Here is a 23,371-nt window from a genome sequence, read left to right on the forward strand (position 1 = left end):
GAACAACATTAGACCGTCTATGACAGATGGCTATGACTGTTATCAAAATGCTTTAGCTGAACGCGTTAATGGCATTTTAAAGGATGAGTTTTTAATTCATCAGTGTAATACGTTAGATGAGCTAAGAGTGCTCGTTGATGAGTCGGTTTATATTTATAATCATATGAGACCGCATTTGAGTTTGAATATGAGAACGCCTTTCGAGTTTCATCAAAGTTATGGGTGTTCTGCATAGAAAAAACCAGATACACGGGGTATCTGGCTTGTTTTAAATCATCAACCTATTTTAGGACGAGACAGTATGTTTTGCTAAATGAATGAGGTTCGGATGCCAAGACGCGCTAACATGAGGTTTTTACTGTGTTAGAATTTCACAAAATATATTAGCGAGACAGTCTTAAGGGGATTTAATTATGAAACAACGGACTTTAAAGAAGCCGATTACCATCGTGGGCGTGGGTCTACACAGTGGGCAGGACGTCACTATGGTATTAGAGCCAACAGATATTGATACCGGTATTCATTTTTTACGTACGGATATTACTGATGCGCCTCTTATTGCCACTGATGCCTTCTTAGTGACCGATACGACGATGTCCTCTAATCTAGTCGTCAATGGGGTTAAAATCGGCACTGTTGAGCATCTATTAAGCGCATTGTCTGGTTTGGGAATTGATAATCTATTAATTAAGGTGTCGGATGCAGAGATTCCTATTATGGATGGCAGCGCCGCTCAATATGTCGACTTACTGCTAGAGGCGGGGATTGAAGAGCAAGATGCGCCTAAGCAATTTATGAAAATTCTAAAGCCAGTACGCGTAACGGAAGAAGATAAATGGGCAGAACTCGTACCTTATGATGGCTTTAGCATGGCGTTTGAAATAGACTTTGACCATCCTGGCATTCCGAAAGATACTCAGAAGTATACGTTCGAATTTTCAACGCAAAGTTATATCAAAAATGTAGGTAATGCCCGTACCTTTGGCTTTATGCGTGATATTGAGTATCTGCAGAAGAACAATCTGGCACTGGGTGGTAGCCTCAAAAATGCAATCGTGTTAGATGACAAGGGTATTATGAATAAAGATGGCCTACGCCATAAAGATGAGTTTGTTCGTCATAAGATATTAGATGCGCTAGGCGACCTATATTTGGCAAAACATAGCTTAATCGGACAGTTTAAAGCATATAAATCTGGGCATGGACTCAATAATAAATTAGTTAGAGCTCTATATTCTGACCCTTCAAACTTCGAAATTGTAACATTTTATGACAAAAATAAAGTACCAATAGACTATATTTTATAAATTTCAAGTGATTTTTGAATTTATTTTCCGTCTTTTAGTGACTGTGAAAGCAACAATGTGGAAATATCAATTTTAGCGAAAGGAGAGTTTCGCTTTTTTTATGGAATATAAGTGAAAAATCTCACAATCCTAACCATGGCAATACCTCAGGGCTAATATTAATGAAGTATTAGTTAATCAAAATCTCTAATATTTAGAAAAACTAACGAGCCAGTCGTATAAATTAAACACTGAGTACTAACAATACGACAGTAAGTTACATAAAATAACTTTACAGAAGGGTTTTAGTGATTATTTAAAAGCCGTTCAAGCGTCTTTTTCAACCGTTCATCTTTGATGACATGTTCAATTGCGTATGCTATAGTTCGTTTCGTCGTTTCGGTTAAGCCATGTATACTATGGCTTGCGCCCTTACTATTAGTTAAATTAGATTTTTTTGAATGCGGATTTAAGTAATTCTGGTTCTCATTTAAATGATCAATCGAAGCAGGGTAAGTAACGATTACATCTATATTTTTTAGTTGTCTGAATGTAAGAGATTGTTCTTTTAGTATATGATTTAGGTTGTTAGATTGGTAACGAAGGTGATTAGCAGCGGTCTGAGACTGCACTGAGAGCACCAGTTGTCCTTCTTCATACTTAACGACCCACAGAGATTTTAATATCTCCTCAGGTAATCCTCTATCTAACAGTGTTTTAATCTCTTGAGTAAATTGATTCAACTGAGTGCATTTTTCTTTTAAAGTTTCAGGCAAGGCAGACGCCGCAGACTTTTGATGATCAATGCGTTTTGCTAGATGATTGGGTTTTAACGGGTTTTGCATTGCAGGCCTCAAACTTAATAATTAGTAAGTGAAGTATAGCTGTATAGGATAAACAACTGCTTAATTTATACCAATAGATTTTGTTAACCCTGCGATAAGCAGCCAACAAATACAGTATAAATAGCGCAATCAAAGTTAGGTTGTGTACTGCTTCGAATACCAGCAGCGTCTCGTTAGAGAGATGTTGAGGACATGAGAGCCATGAAGGCTATCTGACAGGTAAGTTGGGTGGTACATTAAAAGATTAATTTTGGGAGCGTTATGAAAAAGTCACTTATTATATTGTCGTTAATGGGGCTTAGTGCCACACAAGTAAATGCGTCGGTACAGCAAACATTTGAGCCACCACAAAGTACGTCATTAGCGTCAGGTAGTAATACTTCTATTACACCGCTCGTAGGTACCTCTTCGATTACTAGAGTTAACCATTACTCTAACTTCTCGTCAGACAATACCGCTGAACGCGTTCAGAGCATTGAAGTGCTAAGTGCACAGGCTCAGCAAAAAGAAGATACTTTATCAGCACTTGCAGAGCGCTTGACTAACCAATACGCCACAACTTCTTTTGCAACAACTGCGAACAATCCATCACGTTATTCAAGTCGTATTGACAGCTCAGCGCCACCAGCCATTGCTGCTGCTCGTGCTGCAAGCGCTGCACATTCAAGAACAATTGGCTTATGCGCACGTTATGTTCGTAAAGCACTTCAATCAGCTGGTTATAGCTTCACGCCAAACCCATCAGCATATCAGTATGCGACTCGTGGTACCTTGGCTCAAGCAGGTTTTGTAAAAATCAGCAATAACTCAGCACCACAAATTGGTGATGTTGTTGTTTATAACCGCTCAGCAAAACATCCACATGGCCATATTCAAATTTTTGATGGCAACAACTGGGTATCAGATTTCCGCCAAGCAAGAAAGAGCCCATACAGTGACACTTATTCTTACACCACATGGCGTGATGCACGTTACTTAAATGATGCGTCGAATGAAGGCATCTACTTAGCAATGGACGAATAATAGTAATCGTCTAATGCTTAGAACAAAAGCTCAGCTAAGGCTGGGCTTTTTGATATCTCTAATTTGAGTGTCTTTACTCAAATAGGATGAAACTGACAATATTATTATATAAACCCTGCATATAATAAAGGCTGCTAATTTAAAATTAGCAGCCTTTATCTACATAATGTATCGAGCTTAAACATCTTGAGAGGTCAATATTAACCTAGCTCGTTAATCTAATGGTATTTATTCACTAAAGCGCAATAGATTAGATAATCTAGGATTGGCATTCGGGTTGCGGCGAAGCAATAATGCCATACGGCCAATGCTATGGATAAGCTGGGCACCGGTTTTGTCCGCTAACTCATCGCTAAAGGCTTCACGTTCTTCTTTGGTACCTGGCGGCGTTTTGATTTTGATAAGCTCATGATCATTTAAAGCGCGATCAAGTTCTTCAACCACTGATTCGCTAAGGCCTTTGTTGCCAATAGTAACAACGGGCTTTAATGCATGACCAATGCCTTTCAGGCGGCGCATTTCAGTTGTATCTAACTTAGGATGGGTCTTTTTAGCAGTGCTCATAATGTCTCAGTATTGATTATTAGGCCTAACTTAGTCAGCCTTGGAAAGTTTAAATAACACGCTGCCATTATAAAGAAAGTTGGCATCACTTGCATGAGTAGATTGCCTGATTGCATCATTTGTAACAAACTAAAGTAGATTAAATGGCTAAAGTCTGGATATCTTGACAGGCTTTGACCCTTTATGAGGATAAATGATGCTAGAATTAAGCTGTAACGTCTATTATTTATAACAGCGAGGGTATTGTGGCGACACGTATTACCAATAAATCATTATCGAAAAGCAGCAAAACTTGGATGAAAGAGCATATTGATGATCATTATGTTCATTTGGCTCAAAAAGAGGGTTATCGTGCGCGTGCTGCCTATAAGTTGTTAGAAATTAATGAAAAGACCGACCTAATTAAAAAAGGGATGACGGTTGTTGATTTGGGTAGTGCGCCAGGCAGTTGGTCGCAGGTGGCTGGCCGTTTGGTTGGTGATGAGGGTGTGTTAATTGCATCTGATATTTTGCCGATGGATGCTTTAGAGAATGTGACCTTTATCCAAGGGGACTTTCGTGAAGAAGAGGTGTTTGAGCAATTGATGAAAGAAGTGGGTGACAGGCAGGTTGATGTGGTGTTATCTGATATGGCGCCCAACACTTCAGGTCATAAAGCCGTGGATCAGCCACGTATGATTTATCTATGTGAGCTTGCTGTTGATTTTGCTTTAAAGGTATTGCCAGAGGGCGGCTCATTAATTATGAAAGTGTTCCAAGGCGAGGGCACTCAAGAGCTGCGTCAACAAATGCAGTCACAGTTCTCAAAAATACGCAGTGTTAAACCTGCGGCTTCTCGTGCCCGTTCCAAAGAGATGTTTTGGGTCGCTACCAAATAGCGATAAGATTTTTTAAACAAGATTATTGATTAAAGTTTTTATAGACATCTAACAGAAGGCAGGCAGTGGGCAAGAGGTGCTAGGCCATAGCTATAAAGCGTTTGAGTAGCCTAGTATAACTAATCTGGTTGGCAATTCCTGATAGGAGTGTTTTAACAATCCGCTTACTGCGCTTGATATATGCAGGTAGTGACCTAATAAAGTAAGTTATAAGATAAAACATTAAATGAGTAATGGCTTGTCAATTTTCTCCCTAAAATATGTAATCGTTAAAGATCATTTATTTGAAAATGACAGAATCATAACAGGGTGTATTAACCGAGTGACGAGCCGTCATTGTCTGCCTACCTCATGCTATAATGCTAGATTAGGCAGAATTTCGAATAAATTAACAAGTAAGGGATGGTATAGCTTGTGAGCGACATGGTAAAAAATACCTTATTGTGGCTAGTTGTTATCGGCGTATTAGTGCTGGTATTTAGCAACTTTGATAGCGGTAATGAGCCGGATACGCTCAATTACTCTGAGTTTGTAACTCAAGTCACTGAAGATCAAGTAAAAAGCGTCAAAATCGACGGTGAGCAAATCACTGGTGAAAAAGTGAATGGATCAGAATTTGAGACTGTTCTTCCTGCGGTAGCTGACGATGAGTTAATGCCAACACTGCGTGAGCATAATGTTGAGGTTCAAGGGGCAGCCCCTGAGCGTCAAAGTGTGCTAATGCAACTGTTAATTGCAAGCTTCCCTGTTTTACTGATTATCGGTATCTTCTTGTTCTTTATGCGTAATATGCAAGGCGGTGCAGGCGGTAAAGCGGGCGGTCCAATGAGCTTTGGTAAATCAAAAGCCAAAATGCTGAGCGAGGACCAAATTAAAGTGAGCTTTAATGATGTCGCTGGCGCAGAAGAAGCCAAAGAAGAAGTGGTTGAGGTTGTTGATTTCCTAAAAGATCCTGACAAATTCACCAAACTGGGTGCGACAATTCCTCGTGGTATCTTAATGGTAGGCCCACCAGGTACGGGTAAAACCTTACTTGCAAAAGCCATTGCTGGTGAAGCCAAAGTACCTTTCTTCTCAATTTCAGGTTCTGACTTTGTTGAGATGTTCGTTGGTGTCGGTGCATCACGTGTTCGTGATATGTTTGAGCAAGCCAAAAAGAATGCACCTTGTATCATCTTTATCGATGAGATTGATGCAGTCGGTCGTAGCCGTGGCACTGGCATGGGCGGCGGTAATGATGAACGTGAGCAAACGCTTAACCAGCTGCTTGTTGAAATGGACGGCTTTGAAGGTAATGATGGTATTATCGTAATTGCCGCAACCAACCGTGCAGACGTACTGGATAAAGCGTTATTACGCCCTGGTCGTTTTGACCGTCAGGTGCACGTTGGCTTACCAGATATCAAAGGCCGTGAAGAGATTCTAAAAGTGCATCTTAGAAAGCTGCCGGCAACCTTGGGCGTAGATATAAACGCACTTGCTCGTGGTACACCTGGCTTTAGTGGTGCACAGCTTGCTAACTTGATTAATGAGGCCGCTTTATTTGCAGCGCGCCGTAACAAGACCAGTGTTGATATGCATGATTTTGAAGATGCGAAAGACAAGCTGTATATGGGTCCTGAGCGTAAGTCTATGGTACTGCGTGAAGAAGAGCGTCGTTCGACTGCCTATCATGAAGCAGGTCATGCACTTGTGGCAGAGATGCTACCAGGCACTGACCCTGTGCATAAAGTAACGATTATGCCGCGTGGTTGGGCCTTGGGTGTGACTTGGCAGTTGCCTGAGTTTGATCAGACGAGCCAAGATAAGTCTAAGATGCTTAATGACATCGCTATCTTGTTTGGTGGCCGTATCGCAGAAGAAGTGTTCGTGAACCAGAAGACCACGGGTGCCTCTAATGACTTTGAACGTGCAACGAAAATGGCGCGTGCGATGGTTACCAAATATGGTATGTCAGATGCATTAGGTATCATGGTTTATGAAGATGATGATGCTAATCAAGGTTACTTCGGTGGCGGCGCACGTACGATTTCTGAAGCGACTCAACAAAAGGTTGATGAAGAGATTCGTCGTATCTTAGAAGAGCAATATGATATCGCTCGTGAAATCATTGAAGCCAACCAAGATAAAATGCATATCATGGTTGATGCGTTAATGAAGTGGGAAACCATCGATAGAGATCAGCTACAAGATATCTTGGCAGGTCGTGAACCACGTGAGCCAAAAGTATATCAAGAAAAAGATGTAACCCCGACAAAAGATGACAATATCAGCTCAGGTGCTACACCGCCACCATTACCAGCCATGTAGATTAATTATATAGTCTACTACGGTTATGGATGGTACTGGTTCATACCCTGCATTATTCCAAAGAGCCCTTCTCAATAGAGAGGGGCTTTTTTATGGCTACTATTCTAGTCATTAGTTAGCGCCTCTCTCTTATTACCTCTGATATCTGTTAGAATGTAGGGCATAAAATGATGTGTTATCCATACTAGTTAATGTCTTTGAATAAGAATAATGACCATGCAATTACATGACTTGCCAAATGTCTTGATGACAAAATATCAGTTTAATAGCGATGCCAAATCAAAATCGTTAGATTTGAGTCAGCCCCATGTTATGGGTATTTTGAACGTTACCCCAGATTCCTTTTCAGATGGTGGTAGATTTAATGAGTTATCGGCTGCAATCAAGCACTGCGAGCAAATGCTCAGTGAAGGCGCTAGCATTATTGATATTGGTGGTGAGTCAACACGTCCTAATGCCACGCCTGTATCCGAAGAAGAAGAGTGTGCACGTGTAGTACCCGTCGTTGAGGCGATTCGCCAAGAGTTTGGTGATGATATCTGGCTCTCAATAGATACCAGTTCGCCTAAAGTGATAAAGCAGGCGGTGCAAGCAGGCGCCGATATTTGGAATGACGTACGTGCTTTGATACGTGACGGTGCGCCAGAGATGGCAGCCAAACTTGATATTCCCGTGGTGTTAATGCACATGCGCGGTGAGCCTGCAACCATGGGCAGTCAGGCGAGTTATGACAATGTAGTGCTTGAGATGATATCTGAGCTACAACAGCGTATTGAATGTGCTCTAAATGCTGGTGTTAAACGTCAGCACATTATTGTTGACCCCGGTTTTGGTTTTGCAAAAAATTACGAGCATCAAAAAATCTTACTCAATCAGTTAAGTCATCTGCATGAACTACAGCTGCCTATATTATTTGGTATTTCACGTAAGCGTTTTTTAGGTGAGGTGCTACACAATTCTGATGTGGCAGTCTTTAAAGAGCATAGCGCTATAGATAGGGATGGCATTGGCATGGCAGCAGCTTTGTTGGCTGTACAGCAAGGCGCCAGTATTATACGTACTCATAATGTCGGTCTGACGATGCAAGGGCTAGCGCTGTGGCAACAGCTAAATAGTTAGGCTAAGCATTTTATGAATAATTGTGCAGCCAGTTATTGAATATAGTTTTATTAATAGCAATAAATTTAGTCTTATTTCGAGGAGCTTTATTTTGACCACACAGCCAGAACCAACCAACGAGCAAAGACGTATTATTTATCAGGCACGCAGAGGACTAAAAGAGTTAGATTTTTATATTGATCCTTACGTGAAGCATCATTATTTGCAAGCCAATGCGGACGAGCAAGCGACGTTTGCTAAGCTGCTGACCTATGAAGATCCTGATTTACTAAACTACTTTATGAATCAAGATACTCCAGAGGACAGTGAAGTGACTGAGTTGGTGCTTAAGCTTAAAAAGCTGCAGCATGGTGATAATTTATCTTAATGACTCATGCTTGCTGCCTAGAGGTTCAGTGTTTATCTGCTCCTAGATTAATGAATCAAGGAGTGTCTATTGAGCCGGATAGATTCTAGTATTCGCACTACCAGTTATTGGCGGCATTTATATGCAGCCAGTTATCTGGTTTGTATTGTGATTTCAGCGGCGGTGTTGGCAATGCCTTGGTGGGCAGTGGGTGTGATAGTTTGCTTGAGCAGTGTGTTATATGGTTTGAGACTATCACTTAGTCATCAGCCGCAGCATTTTACATCGGCCGAGGACACACAAAAGACCAGTCGTTGGCAGCTGATATATCGCGGTAGGGAGACGCCGGTATTATGGGAAGCTGAGCTTATAGACGTGCAAAGCTTTGCCCATTTTATTCAGTTTAAGTTTCAGACGGTTCATCCTTTAGTAAGGCAAAAAAATGTCCTGATTTGGCAAGACCAAGTCGATTCTACGTGTTGGCGTCAGCTTAAAGTATTGAGTAGATGGAAATAGGGCGTCAATAATCACTAAAATAAACACGATTTTGCTATTAATACCTTATCTCACACCTTTGATACCAAAAAGCATTGATTGCCTGTTTGATATCCCATAATATTGGACTGATATTAGGGGCTTTCCCTAAACCTATTTATCTAAAATAAACTTAGCTAAAACTACTTATTCAAAACGAATAATATAAAGGATATATTATGAGCTTACTAGGAAATCTAATCACTCAAGTTGCCCGTCAAGCAATGGATCCAGAAGATGCAAAACGTAACCCTGTAAACCAGCGTATTCAGCCTCGTCGTACCGGTGGCCTTGGTGATATTTTGGGTAGCGTATTAGGTGGAAACAGGGCACAAGCAGCGCCTCGTTCTACTGGTGGCAATGGCTTTGGTATGGACGATATCTTAGGTAGCGTACTTAGTAGCCAAATGGGTGGCAATAGTCGCGGCGGTGCAGGCGGTTTAGGCTCAATACTAGGCAGCGTATTAGGCGGCGGTAATCGAGGCGGTATAGCGCGCTCCGGTATGGGCGGCGGTAAAGGTATGCTAATTGCAGCCTTGATGCCATTAGTTTTAGGCTGGATTCAGCGTAATGGCGGCTTATCTGGTGCGTTATCAAAAATCCAAAACATGGGTCATGGCCCACAAGCTCAGTCTTGGTTAAGTACCGAACAAGAGAATGAGAACCTAGATCCAAACGAAGTTGATCAATTGTTCGATACGCAAGAGATTCATCAGGTTGTACAGCAAACAGGGGCGGATGAAACCGAAGTACGTCAAGGTTTGGCCGAGTTATTACCAGAAGTATTTAACCAGTTAACCCCAACCGGTGGTCTGGATAAGGAAGAAGAGGCTAATAGCGAGATTAATGAAATTTTAAGCCAAATTTCAGCAAATTTACCTAAATAAAACCAAAATGACCGACTTAAACGCCATGTTAAGACCAGATGACTAATGCAGTTGTCTGGTTTTTTAATGCGATAAAGCATGACCTGTTTAACGGTATTAAAATAATCCCTATCCACTTTCACTATAGTGATTTATCAAAACCGGCGCAGGTGGTATGATAAGGCGCATTATTCTTATGTGGTGTGGATTGAAAAATACCGCCATCCCAACGCTAAAAAAGAGGCTCCTATGTTTTTGGCAGTAGATACCGTTTTTGATCAATGCGCTGTGGCAATTGTTAGCCAAGATTTGAAGGTATTAAGCAATCACACTCAGACAGGTAAGCGTGAGCAAACTCAGCAAATATTGCCAATGATTGATGCGGCATTGCAACAAGCTGGTGTTAAGCTTGCAGACGTGACCGCGCTCATATTTAACCGTGGTCCAGGCCCATTTAGCGGTATTCGAATCAATACAGCTGTGATACAGGCTTTGTCTGTGGCTCATAATTTGCCTTGCATTGGGGTGTCTAGTTTGGCTGCGATTGCGCAAACAGCTTATGATGAGCTGGGAGCAACGCATGTATATGCTGCGCTTGATGCTAGAATGAAGCAGGTCTATTTTGGCGAATATCAATTAGGCCTATTAGATAATAGCGCCAATGGAGTGATGCTGCAAGCTGAGGGTAGTGAAGAGAGACTCCTTGATTATGAGAGCGCTACCGAGAAGCCGCTACTAATCGCGGGTAATGGCGCAGAGCTTTTAGCCTCTCAAGATAATCAAACAGTCGCAGCTCACATAAATCCTGACGCGGTGAGTCTGGCTAAACTGGGTATTGCTCAGTATCTACATTCGGGCGGCGTGCCAGCAGAACAAGCCTTGCCGGTTTATCTGCGTAATAATACTTGGAAGACCCTAAAAGAGCAGGGTAAAGCTTAAACAATAAGCTGCCTATAGGTGTGGTAATTCCCAATTTTGTTAATTTGATACATTTTAGAGTGAGCGCTTATTTTGGATATATTACTCATTTTCCAAGCCATTATTATGGGCATCGTTGAGGGTATTACGGAGTTTCTACCCATATCCAGTACAGGTTATTTGATTTTATCAGCCGATATCATGGATTTTTGGACCAAAGACAAAGCAGACCTACTGATTGTGGTCATTCAGCTGGGTGCTATCTTAGCGGTCATCTATGAATATTGGGGACGCTTATGGCACGCATTAATGGGTCTAATCACAGGTAAGTCTAGTGGCCCTCATACGATGAAGAATCCACGTCAATTGGGTCTTAGTCTTATTGTCTCAACCATACCGGTGATGATTGTGGGCTTTACCATGGCGGATCAGATTAAGGAGTATTTATTTAATCCTTATACCGTCGCTATTATGCTGATTATTGGTGGTCTTCTGATTTTCTATGTAGAACGAAAACCTATTCCAGTGATTGCGGAAGAAGCGGAAGATGTGAGTCTAAAAACAGCCCTATTAATCGGTTTGTTCCAGTGTTTGGCATTGATTCCTGGTACTTCGCGCTCAGGCTCGACCATTATTGGCGCGCTATGGCTTGGCGTTTCGCGTAAAGCGGCTGCAGAATTCTCCTTCTTTTTAGGTATTCCCGTTATTGTTGGTGCGGGCCTTCTAGATATGCTAAAGCATAAAGATGTGTTAAGCAGCAGCGAGGACTGGGTGGTGCTAGGCGTTGGTGTTTTGGTATCCTTTATCGTTGCGCTATTATGTATTCGCTGGCTAGTAGACTGGGTGAGCCGTCGTGACTTTACGATTTTTGCATGGCTACGTATTGCCACTGGTGTCTTGGTATTGTTAGCAGCTTGGTTGTTTGGATATAACATTCAAGGATAGGCGAATGAATAAGGCCATCGTTCGTGCTCCTTTTGTTTATGCCAATGCCTTAGATGTGACGGCTGTCGATGCGGTTATTGAACGGGCAGCGCAGTCTGATTTACCGCTATCTTTAGAGCCAATTAAGATAGAGCAGAAACTGACACAAAAGGTGCGCAAACAGCTCAGTGAGCAGTATGCGATACCGCTCTTGGTACTTGATGAGAAACAAAATTTAAGCTTGGTTGCCAATCAAATAAGTGTGGCGCCAGAGTGGCAGACATTGCAGCGCCGTGTGGTTAGAGCAGGGCGTAAGTCTGAATTGATATTGCAAGCTTGCAAACTTAATGAGGATAATCGAGCGTTAGATGCCACTGCAGGTTTTGGTCATGATAGTTTGATATTGGCCAGTACAGGCGCGCAAGTAACCTTGCTTGAGCGTAACCCGCTGATAGCGCTGTTATTACTGCATGAACAGCAGGTGATGGCACAGCATAAAAATTGGCATAAACTGATGGCAAGATTAAATATTATCTGCGCAGATTCGGCTCAGTATATGCAACAACGGATACAGCAAGCGGTACCGCAGTCAAGTCAAGTTATTGATAATAGTAGTGAGCATCATCTTTCTGACATTAATAACGATTATAATGGCTACGATGTGGTTTATTTGGACCCCATGTTTCCAGAAAACAGCTATGAGCATGCCAGTACCAATAAAGGCGCCAAAGTCGGTAAGCACATGCAAGCGCTACATCATATAGCCAATCCTCCAGATAGTGAGGAAGAAGCCAGACTATTAAACTTAGCATTAACGAGTGTGAAGTCAGGTGGTAGAGTGGTGGTAAAAAGACCCGTATCAGCCCCTGTTTTTGCTAAAAAAGTTGAAGATGAGACATGGCAAAATAATGTGGTACGTTTTGATGGTTATTTTGCTTAAGTCTAAAGCGTGCGAAAAGTTATGGTGGGTATGTGATTAATTGACCTACTTAGGCCTTTCCGATTAATGCCACTGAATTAACCCTCTGTATTGACCCGACCCTTCCAGAATTGGGCTTACTAATTTTGAATGGAAGTGCTAAGCTAGCAACACCCTATCAGTAAGGCTGTCGATGCTATATCCTGAGCGGACCCGTTATGACTAAACCCATTAACTCCCAACCGATTAAGACTGAATCAATGCCAATGTCTGAAAAAGAAGCAAGCATCTTCAATTTGCCAAACAATCTAACCATCGCTCGTATTTTGATGATTCCACTGTTTGTCGCAATCGCTTATTGGCCGCCTGCGCTTGGCATCGGTGTTCCGATGATATCCGATAATGCTATTGCCAATATCGGCATGAATATGGATGCATTTAGTGACAGTATGCTGCGTCATTTGATATTGACGTTGTTATTCGTGCTGGCGGCCATTACTGATTGGTTAGATGGTTATCTTGCGCGTAAAATGAATATTGTTTCAGCCTTTGGTCGCTTTTTGGACCCTGTTGCAGATAAGTTGATGGTCGCTGCGGCCTTAATCGTATTGGTGCAGTGGCATCCCAATATTATTATGGCAATCGCAGCCATCGTGATTATCTCACGTGAGATTGCCGTATCGGCGCTGCGTGAATGGATGGCAGAACTGGGTGCACGAACCAGTGTGGCGGTGTCTTATGTGGGTAAACTTAAGACGACGTTTCAGATGATAGCGATTACGGTACTGTTATTAAATATTCAGTCTCTTGAGATACTGGGCTATATATTAATGATGGCAGCGGTCATATTAACGCTGTGGTCAATGATGATTTATATGCGTGCCGCTTGGCCTTATTTAAAACAAAGTGGCTAGACCAATCAGATATATCTAAATGAGAAAAGCCCTAACACATTGTTAGGGCTTTTCTTTGCTTATTGTTTGTTGATTATAAGCTGATCAATAAAGGTTCTGTGAACTGACCTTCATTCAGGATTAATTGAATTCTACTGAACCATTTTCGCCTAGGCTCTCGGCAGTTTTGCCATCTTGTAGAGCAGCCGCTGCCATTTTTGCAGTATTAATCACGGTGCTGCCACTACGCCAGTACTCAGCACCGTTTGGTACAATTTTAATCAACTGTACATTTTTGTCTTCTTTACCGTGCTCATAAAATGCATTATAGATAGGAGACCACAGCTCTTCTAATTTGGCTTTATCATCAACCAGTTCAGCTGTGCCGTTAATGCTGACATAGTCTTTATTATCGTTGCTAACGTACGCTAAGTTGGCTTGCGGATTTTGCTTAATATTAGCAACCGCTTCTGACTCTTTATCACCAATAAACCAGATTTCACGAGCGCCTAAGCTGGTCTCGCTAGTGGTCATTGGGCAGGCATGTAGATGCCCTTCATCCGTTAACGTTGTTAACATCGCAAATTTCACGTCTTTAACAATTGCAGTAATGATATCTATTTCCTGTTGTTTACTCATCGGTATATCCTTTTTTGTGGGTTGGTTGATTATTGTTTTTGAATGTTTCCTCAAGTTATCTTTTCTAAATAACTGAACATATGTTAAATGTTTTATGATGACAACCATACTGATTTATGTAAGAGCACGTTCGTCTTAAGTAAGACTATGCATCTGTTCTGAAATTTAGTAACAGGCAGAGTCAAAAACGCTCTAGGTAGACGGCATTCATTAAAATCAAAACTTTATAGAAATACAGGACAAAGATGACAGTTTCGAGGCGACGGCAAGGGTAACTTCTTGCTATAATAGCGGCTAATTTATATAGCTTTTTTGTTGACCTGATTTTAGGTTGTTTACGTGATGCAATTTATATGATTTGCCTCAAGACTCTTTAATACAGTTTTCTACACCAAACTTTCACACTGCGGAAATTGCCTTATGATGACCCTCGCTGGACACCGTTTTTTAACCGACTTTAAAGCCAATCAGCTGATTGAGCAGTTAAATAGCCAAACGGCGCTTAATGTGACCGGCATTGATACACAGCAAGTGTATGTCCTGTCTCGCGAATTGAACGATGCAGAGCGTAAAAAAGCATTGGACTTACTCAATCAAGGTGAAGAAGTCGCCACGATTGAAGCCAAAGAAGGTCAATGCCAAGTTATTGTTAGCCCACGTTTTGGTACGATTTCGCCTTGGTCAAGTAAAGCGACAGACATCTTTAATAACTGTGAGCTTGATATTGAGCGTGTTGAGCGCGTTGTTGTTTTTACTCTAACTGGGGATAACTTGCCTGCTAAGCTACCAAAGCAAGCCGAGCAAATTTTGCATGACCGTATGACCCAAAGCTTGGTGTACGATATGAGCAAGCTGGCACAATTGTTTGATGATCATAGCCCAGAGTGCTTAAACCATATTGATGTCATCGGGCAGGGCCGTAGTGCGCTAGAACAAGCCAATAAGCAGTTTGGTTTTGCGCTATCAAATGAAGATATTGACTACTTAATGGCGGCGTACGTCGATGAGCTTAAACGTAATCCAACTGACGTTGAGCTGATGATGTTTGCGCAGGCTAACTCTGAGCATTGCCGTCACAAAATCTTCAACTCAGAATGGACGGTTGATGGCGAGGTACAGCCAAAATCACTGTTTAAAATGATTCGTAATACTCATGAGAAAAACCCACAAGGTATTCTATCAGCGTATAAAGACAACGCTGCGGTCATGGAAGGCTTTGAAGCTCAGCGCTTCTATCCGTTACCAAAGTCTGAGCTAAGCGATGATTTGTTATCGACTGAGATACATCAATATGGCTTCCATAAGGAGTATATCGATATTCTAATGAAAGTCGAAACCCACAACCACCCAACCGCAATTGCTCCTTATGCCGGTGCATCAACCGGTGCTGGTGGTGAGATTCGTGATGAAGGCGCAACCGGTCGCGGCGGTAAACCAAAAGCAGGTTTAACTGGGTTTAACGTATCGCATCTACATTTACCAGAGATGCCAGAGAAGTGGGAGCAATCGGGTCAGGTTAACAGTCAAAAATATGGCAAGCCTGATCGTATGGCGTCAAGCTTAGAGATTATGACCGAAGCACCGCTAGGCTCAGCCAACTTCTCTAATGAGTTTGGTCGTCCAAATCTATGTGGTTATTTCCGTTCATTCCAATTAGATACTAGTAAAAACCAAGACGGTAGCGAAATGCGTGGCTATCATAAGCCAATTATGATTGCCGGTGGTTACGGTAATATCAAACGTAACTTGGTTGAGAAAAACAGCATTCAAGAAGGCGACTTATTAATTGTACTTGGTGGCCCTGCGATGCAAATCGGTTTGGGCGGCGGCGCAGCATCGTCAGTTGACAGTGGTGAGCTTGATGAAGGTTTAGACTTTGCCTCTGTTCAGCGTGATAACGCTGAGATGGAGCGTCGTTGTCAGGAAGTTATTGACCGCTGTTGGTCACTTGCTGGTAATAATGCCGAAGCAAGCGCTGCAAGCCAAGATGGCAACCCAATTGTTTCTATCCATGACGTGGGTGCAGGTGGTCTATCAAATGCGATGCCAGAGTTGGTTAACGATCATGACATGGGTGCAGTATTAAACCTGCGCCATATTCCATCGCTTGAAGCGGGCATGTCGCCAATGGCCATTTGGTCAAATGAGGCACAAGAGCGTTATGTGCTAGCTATTCGTCCAGAAAGTGAAGCGTTATTTGACGCTATCTGTGAGCGTGAGCGCTGTCCGTACGCTATTTTGGGCACAGCGACTAAGATTCGCCATTTACAAGTGGATGATGCTTTATTAGACGAACAACCGGTTGATATGCCAATGCAAGTATTGCTTGGTGGTACGCCGCAAATGAAACGTGCCTTTGAGCGTGGCGAAAGTACGCTTGAAGCACTTCAGCTTGATCAAGTTGATATCAGCGAAGCGGTTCATGACGTATTACGTCACCCAACCGTTGCCAGTAAATCATTCCTTATCAGTATTGGCGACCGCTCAATTACCGGTATGGTGACTCAAGACCAATATGTGGGTCGTTATCAAGTGCCTGTGGCAGATTGCGCAGTGACTAGCTCAGGCTTATTAGCTGACGCCGGTGAAGCAATGAGTATTGGCGAACGTCCACCTGTGGCGCTGATTGATCCGTCTGCTTCAGCTCGTTTAGCAGTCGGTGAAGCAATTACCAACATCGCTGGTGCGCGCATCAATCAGATTTCAGACATTACTTTATCTGCAAACTGGATGGCCGCTTGTGGTGAAGATAAAGAAGATGCGGCACTTTATGAAGCGGTTTATACTGTTGGTGAAGAACTGTGCCCTGCATTAGGCATTGCTATCCCAGTGGGTAAAGACTCGCTATCTATGCGTGCTAACTGGCAAGATGGGGGCGAAGAGAAATCAGTGGTTAGCCCAATGAGTCTTGTGATTACTGCCTTTGCGCCAGTCACTGATGTAAACAAAACATTGACGCCTGAGCTTAAAAATGCAGACGCAGGCTTGTATCGTTTAGATTTATCACACGGTAAGTTCCGCTTGGGTGGCTCAATCCTAGCGCAAACGCAAAGCCAGTTAGGTAATGAGAGCCCAGACTTAGCAGACCCACAAGACTTGGTGAACTTCTTTAACTTTATCCAAGCCGGTAACGAGCAAGGTGTCATAAGCGCTTATCATGATATCGGTGATGGTGGTCTGTTGGCTGCGGTCGCTGAGATGCAGTTTACCAATCGCTTGGCTGTGAACCTAAACTTAACCGATGACAATCTATTAGGCCAGTTATTCGCCGAAGAGCTTGGCGCTGTCATTCAAGTATTGCCAGAGTACGTTGAAGCAGTGATGGCACTTGCTGAAGAGCATAATGTAGCTGGCATGCTAAGCTTAGTGGGTCAGACTTTTGAGACGCCAGTGGGCGGTGCAAATCAAGATAAGCTAACCATTATCACGCCATCACATCAAGGCGACAATGCACTAGTATTTAGCCGTAGCGACCTACAACAAACATGGACGCAAGTGAGCTATCAGATCGCTAAGCGACGTGATAACCCAGCGTGCGTACAGCAAGAGTTTGATTTGATTGCAGATGCAAATCATCATGGTCTAATCGCTCAGGCAAATTTTGATTTAAATCAAAAAGTAGAAGAGCCATATTTAGAGAGCCGTCCAAACAAACCAAAAGTAGCTATCTTGCGTGAACAAGGTGTGAACGGTCAGTTAGAGATGGCAGCAGGCTTTGTGTGTGCAGGCTTTGATGCGGTTGATGTCCATATGAGTGACTTATTAGCCGGTCGTATCGATTTACGTGACTTTAATGGTCTAGTGGCTTGTGGTGGCTTTAGCTATGGCGACGTATTGGGTGCTGGCTCTGGCTGGGCAAACTCAATCTTATTCCATGACGACTTGCGTATGCAGTTCGTTCGCTTCTTCGCGCGTCCTGACACCTTCAGCTTAGGCGTGTGTAACGGCTGTCAGATGATGGCACAGCTAAAAGACTTAATTCCAGGTGCAGAAAACTTCCCACGCTTCACTTATAATAAGTCGGCACGTTTTGAAGCACGTACTGTAAACGTAAAAGTTGAGCGTACCAAATCTATCTTATTAAAAGGTATGCAAGACAGTGTTTTACCAATCGCAGTGGCACATGGTGAAGGTTTCGCGACCTTAACTGAGACGGAAGTAAACGGTATGGCAAGCCATGGTCAAATCGCAATGCGTTATGTGGATAGCCAAGGTAATCCAACCGAGACTTATCCGCTGAACCCGAACGGTTCACTTGGTGGTGTGACTGGTATCTGTAGTACAGACGGTCGTGTGACCTTAATGATGCCACACCCTGAACGTACGTTACGCGCAGTCAACCACAGCTGGAAGCCAGACGAGTGGGCAAATGACGGTGCATGGATGCGTATGTTCCGTAACGCACGTGCTTGGTTGCGTTAGACGCTGTATTAATTAAATCAGAACGTTAATAAAAAGGTGAGTCAGAAATGGCTCACCTTTTTACGAGTTTGTTCTTATGGAATGGGCTAAAGCCTCAGCCTACCTACTCTGCAAATAAGAGTTCTAAATGGTGCGTAAAGCGTACCTAAATCATATCCTTTCATTCAAATACTGATTAAATAGCTTATAATGACCTTTTACTTGTCTTTTAACACTCTTAGAGTTATGCACTGTGGACACTCTAAGAGCGTAACTAATGTAGTTTCTTTTGCCAATATAAGTGAACCGACAATGAAGCTTTCTCTTATAAATGTTAGGTTCTTTTAGGCTATCGTTTTCTTTCAAACGCCTGTAATGTGCTGAACGCATTCTGATAGCTTTTCTAAGTTTATGATTATATTTCGAGAGTCCAGTATCTCTAAGAAGTACTTGTTCACCATCATAAAGCACACCCAAATACTGAAGTTTATTCGGATTGTTAAAGTTAACTTTACTCGTATTAAAATCTAGAATACCGTCCTTAAACACAACTCTTTGAGTCTTACTTTTATTCAATTCTATTTTTAGCTTTAGTATCTCAGCTTCAATAAAATTAACAAAGTTCTTTTCATGTTCATCACCTATGATAAAAATCATATCATCACTATATCGGTAATACTCCCCACTAATTTCTTGCACATATTCCTTCACATTTTTGTCAAAATCCATCATATATATATTTGATAATAGTCCACTCAAAGGTGAGCCCTGTGGAATTCCCTTCGCAAGTGTGTTAATACTAATTAATCCTTTTCCTCTAACTCTATCTCGAAACTCTTTAGAACTACATAGTACTTCATGTCGCTTATGCAGTGTTCTAGAATTTAGAGAAAAGCCTAACTCTTTATAAAGTAAAGTTTTATCGACAGTTGCAAATTTAGTAAGGGTTTTATAAATTTTGTAATGGTCTTCTGGTAGATGCTTTTCATCCAAAATCTTACACCAGTTATTCTTGAGTATCACATGGCAAAGCGTATCGAAAAACTTTGAGATATCGTAGCAAAGTACAACACAGTTTTTATGTCTAGTAATGTCATCAAACACATCTTTGCTAAAATGGATATTGCACTTAGAAACCTTTTCCCCTCTTATATTTCTTACTATTTTTCTATAGGCAAGTACAGTGTCTTGCAAATTATTTTCTACAAGATAGTTTTCATAAGATGGGGTCAATAGGTGAGCATAGTAAGCATAGATATCGCTATCAAAATGACTGGCATAACTAATCGGTCTAGTCTTAAGTTTTGGGACAGCATATAACTTAGCTTTTTTATATGAGATAAATGGGTAAAAATGATGATGGATTTTTTTAGGATAATTTTTTACTAAAGTAAATAAAGGAAGTGCAGGATTTTTTCTTAAAGGTATATATCCTTGCTTAACTTTTTTTTCTTTTAAGTCATAAGAAATGAAAGGATAAAAAGAATGTTTAATTATGTTGGCAGGTTTAGTGACATATTTGCATAAGTAAGTAGGTGAACGCTTTTTATCAAAGTGTAGATAATTGCGTTTACCTTGTCTTTTTTTGAAAAAACTTTCTTCAATAGTCTTCATTTGATGCCAACTTATGAGGGTCAGATGACTGCAGTCCTTAACTTCTCTCGAAGCACCCCCCAAAAGTCTACGTTACCTCCTCGACTATAAAACCAATCTACTAAGGCAACCTCCTCTTCAGCACAGTCTCCAACATGTATGAGGAAATGCGATATGCTCAACCTACTAACCATTATAAATATACTAACTGTATACCTAACAGATGATTATGGAGCGACACAAATTAGCATTCTAACGTTAGAATGGTCATTTGGGGCGCTTACCCAAAGATTGACATCCGCTACCACCTAGGCAAATCCTAGATGCAGGTTTATTTTAATTACTCCCTTATATTTGTCAAGGATATAGTTTTACAAAGTAGTAAAAGCACAATTTAGAATGCAAATTTTTCAAAATGATAAATAGTACTTCAATTAATAAAAGTTATTTATTGCGATTATATCGTTTATTCTTTTAGTATACAGAGTACGTCATACCTAACTCTAATATAAGTTCTTGTTCTCCCCCGAGGGACGAGGGGCGGACATAGTCATAAAAAATATATGACTCATAATCTGCATAAAACACTTCTTTTAAATAGCTCCGATACGGAAGCTCAGCTGCTGATTCAGGTGGTCTATTGTTGATGGCTAAAGCGGGTTATGACCCTAAAGCAGCGGTTTCTGTCTGGAAGAAAATGGAGGCGGTCAATGGTCGTAGCAATGCTGTTGTCACTCTAATGTCTACGCATCCTAACTCTCAGCAGCGTATTAATAAGATTCAAAAGCAATTGCCTGAAGTAATGCCCATTTATCAAGCAGCCACTAAAGCACCTAATGGTCGCTAGTCACACAGTATAATTGGCAGGTATCGACTGATAAAAGCGCTTAATTTTTATGATTATATTTTTTATTAAGCGCTTTTAAAATGGCGTAGGTTTCTAAATCCATAATCCCATTTGCGTGATGCGGACGAAAATGCAGCTGGAAAGCATAAACCACATTGCGACTAGGTCTATCCCATTCATCGGTATGATTTATCTCATAGCCGTATTCTCGGAACTGCTGCTTAATATCGATGATACTTTCAGACTCAAAGTCCTGTGAATTCATAAAGTAGTATTTATCATATTCATCGTACCAAGCGCCGATACCGTATTCCTTATATAACCGCTCCCATGGAAATTTTGCGCCTGGATCAATTTTGCGAGACGGCGCCATATCTGAGTGGCCAATAATATCTGTTGGCTGAATGTCATAGCGCTTGGTAATATCTTTGATCAGTTGTGCGACTTTCTTGATTTGCACATCGGTAAAGCCAACATAATGATTATAAGGGTGATAGCCATTATTGGCATCAAGCTCAGCCTGAGCATTGCGTCCTCGGTATTGCGGCGCTATACCCAGATTAACAATCTCAATACCGATAGAGGTATCATTTAATATTTTTCGACCATTAAATCCACCTGAGCCGGCATGCCAAGCGCGCTCACTTTCAGGCACTAGCTGATAGATTTTATTGTTGTCAGCAAGTGGTACTAAGTAGTGCGCGCTGACATTGCCTTTGGTCAATATCTCTAAAGATTGCGCCTCGTTTTCAGCAGTATAGTGCAAGATAATATATTTAATGCGCTCGCTTTTGCCCTGAGATTGATAACTTTTGTTATCAATAATATAAGGCGCGGTAGGTGAGGTAACGCAGCTGGTCAGCAATAGGCTTGAACAAATGCCCAATACGGTTAGAATTGGCAAGTGTCGTAACCCAGTGCGTTTCATATCGGGGGAGGTTTTTTTAACAAAGCGTGTCATGGCAGTATTTTCTATAGGATAGTGATAGAGAGTATAAGATAAATAGCGAGGGGTCAGTCTGTTTAGAATAAGAAGGCAGCCCAATATAGTCAGTTGCTACACAACTGAGCAATAATAATGCCCAATTGTGACCTGATTGATTAAAACTTATTGTTAAACTTAGATTTAAGTGTTATTTCAAAGCTTAGCTATCGACAACATAAAAATTACCTTGTATGATTAGCGTGTTCTTACCCGATTAGAGGTTTGAATTGAGCTAAATGCTTGAATAGTTAACCTATTCTTCTAGCCAAAACTTAGTCATATTATAAGTAACTCTATTATAAGTAATATGATGAGGTTGAATACCTTAAATGGATTTATATTTTTTTCGATAGGAGTCGATTATGAAACGTTTTACTACTTTACTTGCTACTGCAACCCTAACGGGCCTTATGTCAACAGTTGCAATGGCCGCGTCATTAGACGGCACTCAATGGCAATCTGTTGATGATAAAACTGGTGAGAAAAAAGCCGTCATTAAAATGACCGAAAGAAATGGTAAAGTGACCGGCACCATTATTAAAGTCAATGATGCTTCAAAAGCCAAAGAAGTTTGTTCAAAATGCTCAGGCTCTTTAAAAAATAAACCAATTATTGGTTTACCTATTCTCACTGGCCTTAAGTCAGATGGTAATAACAAATGGTCTGGCGGTGATTTAATCGATCCAGAAACCGGTAAAGTCTATGGCGGTAAAGTGATTTTAGCTGATAATGGTCAATCATTAAAGCTAACCGGTAATATCAAATATACCCCATTAAAACGTAGCCAAACTTGGAAACGTATTAAATAAGACATCCGTTAAATACAATACCTTCGATGCTCTAATAATAGGGCTCGGGTAATAAAAAAGGTTAGAGCGTATCGCATCTAACCTTTTTTTGTGCCTACTATTTAAGCTTAATAAGTGATGCTCTGCAGTGTATCTGATGGTTTGATATTACCCTCTGTATCATAGCGCTCTTTTTTATCGCGTTTAGGAACCACTGTCAATTTGGCATCACTTTCAAAAATAACCGCAGCCACCTGATCAAAGTCATGGATACCTTCGCTACGCATGGCGCACTCAATCTCTTGACGAGTTAGTCGTTCTTGACGCATTGCTTCTGGTAAAAATTGACCTTGATAAAACACTACCCGTGGTTCAGATAAAATCACGCTCGCAAATTCTGGTGATAAAGCAGAATATTTTGTTACTAAGTATTGTAAGGTTAATAAGGTAACGATAGATGCCATGCCCTCAATAAGAGGGACATTACTCAATACAATGGTACTCGCGCCAATAGAGCCGATCATGACTGTCACAACCCAGTCAAAGTTATTGAGCTGTGAGCTTGAACGCTTACCTGAAACCTTATGAAATAAGACAATACAACAGTAAACCACAGCCGCTGAAATCACAATGCGAATCAGAGTTTCCCAGTTGTGAAAGAAGAAATTCTCCATATGGCTCATCCTATTTGCT

Annotated in this window: 21 protein-coding genes and 1 pseudogene; 16 read left to right on the top strand and 6 right to left on the bottom strand. The window is 41.4% G+C overall.

The features are described 5' to 3' along the window. Together AC2SLM_RS08415 and lpxC are read left to right on the top strand one after the other, a co-directional pair. Nucleotides 1-235 (top strand): integrase core domain-containing protein (locus tag AC2SLM_RS08415; RefSeq protein ID WP_486551188.1); only part of this gene is annotated, 235 nt, incomplete at its 5' end. Between the two features lie 175 nt (nt 236-410). After that, on the top strand, nt 411-1,307 hold the full coding sequence (gene lpxC / locus AC2SLM_RS08420; RefSeq protein ID WP_486553251.1) for a UDP-3-O-acyl-N-acetylglucosamine deacetylase: 897 nt from the start codon (nt 411-413) through the stop codon (nt 1,305-1,307). A 284-nt stretch (nt 1,308-1,591) separates the two neighbouring features. On the opposite strand, the gene AC2SLM_RS08425 is transcribed toward lpxC, so the two are convergent. Continuing rightward, the gene (locus tag AC2SLM_RS08425; RefSeq protein ID WP_486553197.1) at nt 1,592-2,131 is read right to left on the bottom strand and encodes a hypothetical protein; all 540 of its coding nucleotides are present in this window, start codon (nt 2,129-2,131) and stop codon (nt 1,592-1,594) included. 261 nt (nt 2,132-2,392) lie between these two features. On the opposite strand from AC2SLM_RS08425, the gene AC2SLM_RS08430 reads away from it, so the two are divergent. Continuing rightward, the gene (locus AC2SLM_RS08430) at nt 2,393-3,154 is read left to right on the top strand and encodes a CHAP domain-containing protein (protein ID WP_486553199.1); all 762 of its coding nucleotides are present in this window, start codon (nt 2,393-2,395) and stop codon (nt 3,152-3,154) included. Nucleotides 3,155-3,382: 228 nt separating this feature from the next. Here AC2SLM_RS08430 and AC2SLM_RS08435 read toward each other — a convergent pair whose 3' ends face one another. Continuing rightward, on the bottom strand, nt 3,383-3,718 hold the full coding sequence (locus AC2SLM_RS08435) for a YhbY family RNA-binding protein (protein ID WP_486553200.1): 336 nt from the start codon (nt 3,716-3,718) through the stop codon (nt 3,383-3,385). A gap of 245 nt (nt 3,719-3,963) precedes the next feature. Here AC2SLM_RS08435 and AC2SLM_RS08440 point away from each other — a divergent pair, with 245 nt between their 5' ends. The 10 genes from AC2SLM_RS08440 to pgsA all read left to right on the top strand — a co-directional run bounded on the left by AC2SLM_RS08440 (nt 3,964) and on the right by pgsA (nt 13,446). Further along, complete coding sequence (locus AC2SLM_RS08440; protein ID WP_486553202.1) at nt 3,964-4,596, top strand: RlmE family RNA methyltransferase; 633 nt, start codon at nt 3,964-3,966, stop codon at nt 4,594-4,596. Between the two features lie 423 nt (nt 4,597-5,019). Next, complete coding sequence (gene ftsH / locus AC2SLM_RS08445; protein ID WP_486542467.1) at nt 5,020-6,906, top strand: ATP-dependent zinc metalloprotease FtsH; 1,887 nt, start codon at nt 5,020-5,022, stop codon at nt 6,904-6,906. Between the two features lie 216 nt (nt 6,907-7,122). Beyond that, entirely contained in the window at nt 7,123-8,025 is a 903-nt protein-coding gene (gene folP / locus AC2SLM_RS08450) for a dihydropteroate synthase (protein ID WP_486553203.1), read from the top strand. Between the two features lie 91 nt (nt 8,026-8,116). Then, on the top strand, nt 8,117-8,392 hold the full coding sequence (locus AC2SLM_RS08455; protein WP_486553205.1) for an FAD assembly factor SdhE: 276 nt from the start codon (nt 8,117-8,119) through the stop codon (nt 8,390-8,392). 69 nt (nt 8,393-8,461) lie between these two features. After that, a complete protein-coding gene (locus AC2SLM_RS08460; protein WP_486553207.1) occupies nt 8,462-8,887 on the top strand; it encodes a hypothetical protein in 426 nt (141 codons plus the stop codon). A gap of 197 nt (nt 8,888-9,084) precedes the next feature. Further along, nucleotides 9,085-9,792, top strand: a complete 708-nt coding sequence (locus AC2SLM_RS08465) for a YidB family protein (RefSeq protein ID WP_486553208.1) — start codon at nt 9,085-9,087, stop codon at nt 9,790-9,792. 228 nt (nt 9,793-10,020) lie between these two features. Further along, nucleotides 10,021-10,710 carry a tRNA (adenosine(37)-N6)-threonylcarbamoyltransferase complex dimerization subunit type 1 TsaB gene (tsaB, locus tag AC2SLM_RS08470; RefSeq protein WP_486553252.1) on the top strand — a complete coding sequence of 230 codons (690 nt, stop codon included), beginning with the start codon at nt 10,021-10,023 and terminating at the stop codon, nt 10,708-10,710. A 72-nt stretch (nt 10,711-10,782) separates the two neighbouring features. Further along, nucleotides 10,783-11,634: an undecaprenyl-diphosphate phosphatase gene (locus AC2SLM_RS08475; RefSeq protein WP_486542415.1), complete on the top strand. Its 852-nt coding sequence runs from the start codon at nt 10,783-10,785 to the stop codon at nt 11,632-11,634. A gap of 4 nt (nt 11,635-11,638) precedes the next feature. Beyond that, on the top strand, nt 11,639-12,553 hold the full coding sequence (locus tag AC2SLM_RS08480; RefSeq protein WP_486553210.1) for a class I SAM-dependent methyltransferase: 915 nt from the start codon (nt 11,639-11,641) through the stop codon (nt 12,551-12,553). 245 nt (nt 12,554-12,798) lie between these two features. Then, nucleotides 12,799-13,446, top strand: coding sequence for a CDP-diacylglycerol--glycerol-3-phosphate 3-phosphatidyltransferase (gene pgsA / locus AC2SLM_RS08485; protein WP_486542471.1), 648 nt, complete (start codon nt 12,799-12,801; stop codon nt 13,444-13,446). Between the two features lie 120 nt (nt 13,447-13,566). Here pgsA and AC2SLM_RS08490 read toward each other — a convergent pair whose 3' ends face one another. Further along, nucleotides 13,567-14,064, bottom strand: a complete 498-nt coding sequence (locus AC2SLM_RS08490) for a pyridoxamine 5'-phosphate oxidase family protein (protein ID WP_486553212.1) — start codon at nt 14,062-14,064, stop codon at nt 13,567-13,569. 420 nt (nt 14,065-14,484) lie between these two features. On the opposite strand from AC2SLM_RS08490, the gene purL reads away from it, so the two are divergent. Then, on the top strand, nt 14,485-18,486 hold the full coding sequence (purL, locus tag AC2SLM_RS08495; RefSeq protein WP_486553214.1) for a phosphoribosylformylglycinamidine synthase: 4,002 nt from the start codon (nt 14,485-14,487) through the stop codon (nt 18,484-18,486). A gap of 150 nt (nt 18,487-18,636) precedes the next feature. Here purL and drt2 read toward each other — a convergent pair whose 3' ends face one another. Further along, a complete protein-coding gene (drt2, locus tag AC2SLM_RS08500; RefSeq protein WP_486553216.1) occupies nt 18,637-20,079 on the bottom strand; it encodes an antiviral reverse transcriptase Drt2 in 1,443 nt (480 codons plus the stop codon). A gap of 595 nt (nt 20,080-20,674) precedes the next feature. Here drt2 and AC2SLM_RS08505 point away from each other — a divergent pair. Beyond that, nucleotides 20,675-20,905, top strand: a pseudogene (locus tag AC2SLM_RS08505) (M48 family metalloprotease); the annotation flags it as partial. A 40-nt stretch (nt 20,906-20,945) separates the two neighbouring features. Here AC2SLM_RS08505 and AC2SLM_RS08510 read toward each other — a convergent pair. Further along, a complete protein-coding gene (locus tag AC2SLM_RS08510; protein WP_486553218.1) occupies nt 20,946-21,866 on the bottom strand; it encodes an N-acetylmuramoyl-L-alanine amidase in 921 nt (306 codons plus the stop codon). Between the two features lie 386 nt (nt 21,867-22,252). On the opposite strand from AC2SLM_RS08510, the gene AC2SLM_RS08515 reads away from it, so the two are divergent. Further along, nucleotides 22,253-22,699 (top strand): DUF2147 domain-containing protein, encoded by a 447-nt coding sequence (locus tag AC2SLM_RS08515; RefSeq protein ID WP_486542437.1) that lies wholly within the window; start codon nt 22,253-22,255, stop codon nt 22,697-22,699. A 107-nt stretch (nt 22,700-22,806) separates the two neighbouring features. Here AC2SLM_RS08515 and AC2SLM_RS08520 read toward each other — a convergent pair whose 3' ends face one another. Further along, nucleotides 22,807-23,352, bottom strand: coding sequence for a DUF421 domain-containing protein (locus tag AC2SLM_RS08520; protein WP_486542439.1), 546 nt, complete (start codon nt 23,350-23,352; stop codon nt 22,807-22,809). Nucleotides 23,353-23,371: the final 19 nt, after the last annotated feature.

This window comes from Psychrobacter sp. CX16, assembly GCF_057396245.1.